General features: G+C 43.8%; 1 protein-coding gene. It reads left to right on the top strand.

The features are described 5' to 3' along the window. A partial coding sequence (locus F6K53_RS41845) for a response regulator (protein WP_293086333.1) occupies positions 1 to 1431 on the top strand: 1431 nt, incomplete at its 5' end. Between the last annotated feature and the right edge of the window lie 77 nt (positions 1432 to 1508).

Below are 1508 nucleotides of genomic sequence, written 5' to 3'. Positions count from 1 at the left end.
ATTCGCACCCTCCGGCTTCTCCCCCTCTTCACTGTGTTTCAGTTATTTCCCCGTATGGTAAGGGATTTAGCCAGACAACAATCAAAAGAGGTCGAATTAATCATCGAAGGAGGAGAAACCACTGCTGACAAAGGCATCCTGGAAGAAATCAAAGACCCCTTGATGCACATAGTTCGCAACGCCATCGACCATGGCATTGAAACTCCCACTGAACGAGAAAGACTTGGCAAGTCTGCTGCGGCCACGATTTGGTTGAGGGGCTACCAAAGAAGCAACACCATTGTTATTGAAGTAGTAGATGATGGACGAGGATTAGATATCGAGAAAATTAAGCAAACTGCTGTCCAGCGTGGACTCTGCACAAACGAAGAACTGGAACTAATGACTCCCAGACAGATTAACGACCTGATCTTAGCTCCTGGCTTTTCAACCCGGACATTTATTACAGAAATTTCTGGCAGAGGAATCGGCTTAGATGTCCTACGCACCAAGGTTGAGCAGCTTAACGGCAATATCGAGATCGAATCAACCCCTGGTCTTGGATGTACCTTTCGCCTCCAGCTACGCACAACCCTGTCCACTGCTAATGTACTGCTGGTCGATGTTCACGGGATTATCCATGGGCTACCGATTGAGTTTGTGGAAACGACTTTACTAGTTTCCCGGGAGCAAATATTTACGATTGAAGGTCGAGAAACCATCGCCTTAGACGGTCAAGCTATTGCTGTAGCAAACCTAGCTGATTTGCTGGAGTTGTCTAACTCGATTGGTTATACCTCTATCGCCACACTTAAGCAACAAAAAAGCGATCGGCGACCATGTATCCTGCTTAAGGTGGCAGAGGAACAATTCGGATTGTTTATCGATGACCTTTTGGATACTCAAGAGGTGGTGATCAAACCTCAGAGTCAGTTATTAAAGCGGGTGCGTAATGTCAGTGGAGCAACTATTCTCGGTACAGGGGAAGTTTGCATGATTCTTAACCCTCCAGATTTGCTCACATCATTGCAATCCTATCAGCCAACCACATCCACAGTCTCAACCAAACTAAGGGAAATCGTTGAAACCACGCCAGTAATTCTCCTAGTAGATGACTCGATTACCGTTCGCACCCAAGAAAAACGGATACTAGAAAGGGCTGGGTATGAAGTAGTGACAGCTGTAGATGGATTAGATGGCTATAACAAATTAAACACCCGTCACTTTGATGCCGTAATATCTGATGTGGAAATGCCCAATCTAGACGGATTTTCCCTAACTGCTAGAATTCGTAAGCATCAAGAGTATAACGAATTACCCATAATTCTGGTAACATCTTTGGCTTCCGATGAACATAAGAAAAAAGGGGTCGAAGCGGGGGCTAATGCCTATATAACTAAAGGAAACTTTAATCAAAATTTTCTAATCGAAACGTTACAAATACTTGTTTAATAGTTAATTCTAATGTTAATAGTTAAGGTTGAAGGTTGAAGGTTGAAGGTTGAAGGTTGAAGGTTGAAGGTTGAAGA

Source organism: Moorena sp. SIO4A1 (assembly GCF_010672065.1).
Taxonomy (GTDB): Bacteria; Cyanobacteriota; Cyanobacteriia; order Cyanobacteriales; family Coleofasciculaceae; genus Moorena.
Note: the sequence above shows the minus strand (reverse complement) of the source record. Positions and strands in the feature narration are given on the sequence as shown.